Source organism: Chitinophaga sp. (genome assembly GCF_035564935.1).
Classification (GTDB): Bacteria; Bacteroidota; Bacteroidia; order Chitinophagales; family Chitinophagaceae; genus Chitinophaga.
On the sequence record NZ_DATMTE010000677.1, the window covers coordinates 1 to 4,373 of the forward strand.

At 44.4% G+C, this 4,373-nt stretch carries 2 protein-coding genes; both read left to right on the forward strand.

Annotated elements, in window-relative coordinates; all coding sequences use genetic code 11:
* The coding region (locus VN105_RS17470) for an SIR2 family protein (RefSeq protein ID WP_325642817.1) at nucleotides 1-1,357 on the forward strand (1,357 nt) is incomplete at its 5' end.
* Nucleotides 1,354-4,338, forward strand: coding sequence for a hypothetical protein (locus VN105_RS17475; protein WP_325642818.1), 2,985 nt, complete (start codon nucleotides 1,354-1,356; stop codon nucleotides 4,336-4,338). The genes VN105_RS17470 and VN105_RS17475, both read left to right, overlap by 4 nt.
* Nucleotides 4,339-4,373: the final 35 nt, after the last annotated feature.

A 4,373-nucleotide genomic window follows, 5' to 3' on the forward strand; every position in this document is an offset into this window, starting at 1 on the left:
ACTGATCCGCGGCATCAAAAATAAAAGATGCGTTCTGTTCCTGGGCCCCGGCGTGTTTAAAGCAAACAGGGACGATACTTCCAGCATATATCAGAAATATGCCAGCTCGCTGGCATCCAAAATGAATGGTGGCCCAACAGCGTACGATATAAATCAGCAGGAAAATCTCCACTACGTTGTGGCCAAGTACATCCAGTTTAAGAATGAACATAAGCACATAGCGCTCGTAAATCTCCTGGATGTAAAGAACGAATTTGTAGGCTTCATGCATCGGGAATTGCGCACCAATAATATTTTCAATCTGCTGGCCGACCTCCCGTTCTGCATTGTGATCAATATGAACCCCGATGATACCTTGTATAAAGCCAGCGGAGCAAAGCGAAAAGTAAAACGTGTATACTACCACCTGGCTAAGGGACAAAACACGCAGCAAGGACTGGTAGCGGCCGACTTCACCGATCATGAAACGGTATTCTATAATATTCATGGATGCGAAGAATCCAGCAATTCCCTCCTGTTGAAAGAAAAAGAACTGGTAGATTACGTATCTGCCATAAACTATGATAATACACGCTTCCCCCAGGCACTGCGCGATGAATTTGATAACAGCAAATACTACCTTTTCCTGGGGTTCGACTTCCAGCCCTGGTACATGCGGAGTATACTGGTAGCACTGGGTCTTCCCCAATTCAATGAAGGTAAGATCACCTATTCCACCACCGATATGTTTGCCCCGCCATATGTAACAGACTTCTTTGCAGATGAACTGCAGGTTCATTTTGTCCCTGAAGGCGATACATTCGCTTTCGTGGATACGCTGCACAAAGCATACAACGACAGGAACCAGCAGGTAGAAGAAATTGTAACCCCATTGCGTAAAGCTAAAGTAGCACTGCTGTATGAGCGTAACGATATTTTCTCTGAAGATGTGATAGACCAGTTGAACAACCACCTGAAAGTGTTGAGAGACGACAAATGGCTATGGGTATGGACAGAAGCCAAGATGCTGGCAGGAGGTGAAGATAAGGACGCCCTCATTAATGCAGAGTTGATGAGCTCCGATATAATTATACCTTTCGTGAGCAGCGGTTTTTATGGCGGGTATGCCAACTGGCTGGATAAAATAAAAGCTGTTACAGAGGAAAGACAACAACGCGTTTCCGTATTCTCCGTTCCGCTGAAACCATTTGATTACAAGGCTATCCGCCAGTTGCGCAGTTTTGCCTGGATCACACCAAAAATGGCCGGGATGACAAAAGATTCCTTGTCCGAACTCAGCGATGCTGACCTGGACACGTTTCTTATCTATATAACTCAACGGATCAGGGATGAAATAACCAGAATCTTTGCATTATGAGCATCACCTACAAACGATACCCGGGTATAGTGCCTTTTAAGAGAAGCGAATCTGCTTTATTTAAAGGCCGGAATACAGAACGCCAGCAACTTTTTTCGATGGTAAGAGCGAACGCGCTCTCCGTTATTTTCGGGAAGTCAGGTACCGGTAAAAGCTCCCTGATTAACGCTGGCTTATGCCCTTTACTGGAAGAAAATGAATTTCTGCCGCTGGATATACGCTTTCAATGGGCAGATAAAAATAAATCGCCACTTGAAGATGTGGCGGATTACCTTTCATCCTATGCCAACAAAAATTTGCCGCCCGAAGGTTTTGAAACCACAGATCAGCAGTGCCTGTGGTTTCTGCTGAAAACATGCAAGTTTCCATTGGGCACAGTACCTGTCCTGATTTTCGACCAGTTTGAAGAACTACTTAATATTGAAGATAAAGATCAGAAGATAAAATTTCTCACCGAACTCCGGGACCTGATCAATACCGCCATACCGGATACGATAGCTGGTAAGCTGGCCGGCATACCACCTGAAAAACGCACCCGGCAACAAGTTGACTGGTGCACCCAACCTGATTGCCGGGTGTTGATCGGTATCCGGTCCGACAGGTTTTATGAATTGAACCGGTTGGGAAATATCATTCCGCAAATCATGTGGAACCGCTTTGAACTGGGACCACTGGATCTCCATAACGCTGCAGATGCCATCAGGTTGCCGGCGCTAACGGATGAGGTGCCCAGCCCGCCGTATACTCCGCCGTACACCTATAGTGAAGACGCTTTGCAACATATCATCGGACGGCTTAGTTCCGGAAAGGATTATGTTGAAACAACCTACCTGCAGATCCTGTGCAGCGAACTGGAAGATAATCTGCTGAACGGAAAAGTAAAAGGGACAGATGAATACGGGAGAAAAAAGGTATCCCTGGAAGATGTTACCGGCAATAATGATGTTGGCAATGTACTCGATAATTTCTACAGGAACCACCTCTTAAAACTGGGAAATCCTGATGAAATAAAAACCTGCCGTTTCCTGCTGGAAGAAAACCTCCTTTTTGGCGGCAAGCGTACGCTGCTGTCGGAAGACCAGGTATTATCTTTCCTGAAAAACAACAACAGGCTGCTAAACAAACTGCAGGAGTTCCGGTTGATTAAAGGAGAATACAGGGATGAACAGAAAATGTATGAAATCAGCCATGATGTACTGATTAAATCTATCGTGAGATTGCGCGATGAAAGACGGCGCGAGGAACAGAAAAAGAAAAAAGTGAGAGATGAGCAGCGGCACAGGATGCTGATGGAGCAAAAGGAAGCAGAAATTGAAAGAGAACGGAAGCAGGGAGACCAGCTGCGAAAAGCGATCCTGCGTGCAAAGGTGGCACAAAATGAAATGCAGCTCCAGATGGCCAAAACAAAACGTATGACCAGGATTGTCTTCTTTGCTGTAGTTACCGTAGCATTACTGATCATTAGCGGACTGGTGATGTTTGTTATTGCCTCGAGGAAAAATAAAAAACTTCTCAACCTTAATTATAAAACGGCTGCGCTCTCCAATTATAACAATGGCTTCCATATGCTTGGTTACAGGCTGTGGCAGTTGGCAGGGGAAGATCCCGGAAAATTTGGAGATTCCGTACAATCCCGTCACCTCCTCGCTCCTTTCTGTGGTAAAAATGTACGGATATCCGCAAGCGGAAAATATATACTTACAAAAGACAGGGATAATATCCAGTATCAATGGGCGATTACTGATTCAGGTATTGTGAAGCTGGAACGCTTTAGTAATGATCAGACAGTGATATTTCTTCCTCAATCCGACAGGCTGGCCATCGTGGATACTGCTTATACTTTTACTACTGATTCTCCCGGGGAAAGAATACCCCTTCAGGAAAAATTTGATTTCAGCAATTCCAAACCCATTACAGGGAATGCGTACCTGGAAAGAACAACCAATGACAGTGGTACTATCTGGCACCAGTTCTATTCCCTTAAAACAGGTAAAAAATTACCTGTTCTTGCAAAGGAGGTAAAGAAGCTGGCAAAACAGGCCCGTAAGTTTGCTGCTAATGGCTTTGCCCTGAATGAACCATACTCCCATTTTGAACTGGATAGCAACAAGATCCTCATTAATTGCTCATTAGGTGCTTACCTGGCCAATCTCACGAAAGATTCGCTGTACAAGTTATCTCCCATCAGGCCAGGCTCTTTTGTGAATCAGGGCTTCTACTCACAATACCTGCCAATTGTAAATAACTCCGTGCTGACGGTTTATGATATTACCGGGCGTCCCCAAATCAAATACAGGAAACCCGGTTATTCGGCCAGGGCTATGCCGGATGGTTTTGTCGGTAATAATTCCAAACTTGTTGTACGGGATATTGATGTGCATGGGGATACTGAAAGCATGGAACTATGGTTGATCAATATGGATCAAACCATTCCAAAAAAAGTGGTGGATATCCGTATCACCAGCATGTATGTATTCCCGCAATATAATAAAATAGCCTACCTCACATCATCTAATATATGCTACCTATATGACGCAGCAACAGAAAGTATCATCAGCAAAATCCCTAATGTAAGCAATATCTATAACGTTGATGATATTCCCGATATCTTACAGATAAATAGCGGTGACAAATATCTTCTCTACAATATTGCTGAAAATAAAATACTGAAAACGGTCAGCAGGTATGACGGCAACCGCGAAGCGGCTGTTAATACATATGGAAACAGGTATATGTCCGTAAGGACAGGAGATTCACTAACAATTTATGACTTCAGAAGCAATAAGCAGCTGGCGAAATACAAGGTGGCCCAGTATGGGGAATTTCAGGGAATAGCCGCGGGCCGGCTGGTTGATTTCTACATCGCCCAAAAAGACCTCCGGTATGCCATATTCCTGGATGATAAGCTTAATAATATAGACACTTTGCAATCGTTATTCGGCAGGTACCTGAACAACGAGCTGAAAGCTTTAAGGGAATAAGCATTTCAAATCCTGCAGCATTCTACTGAAGGGTC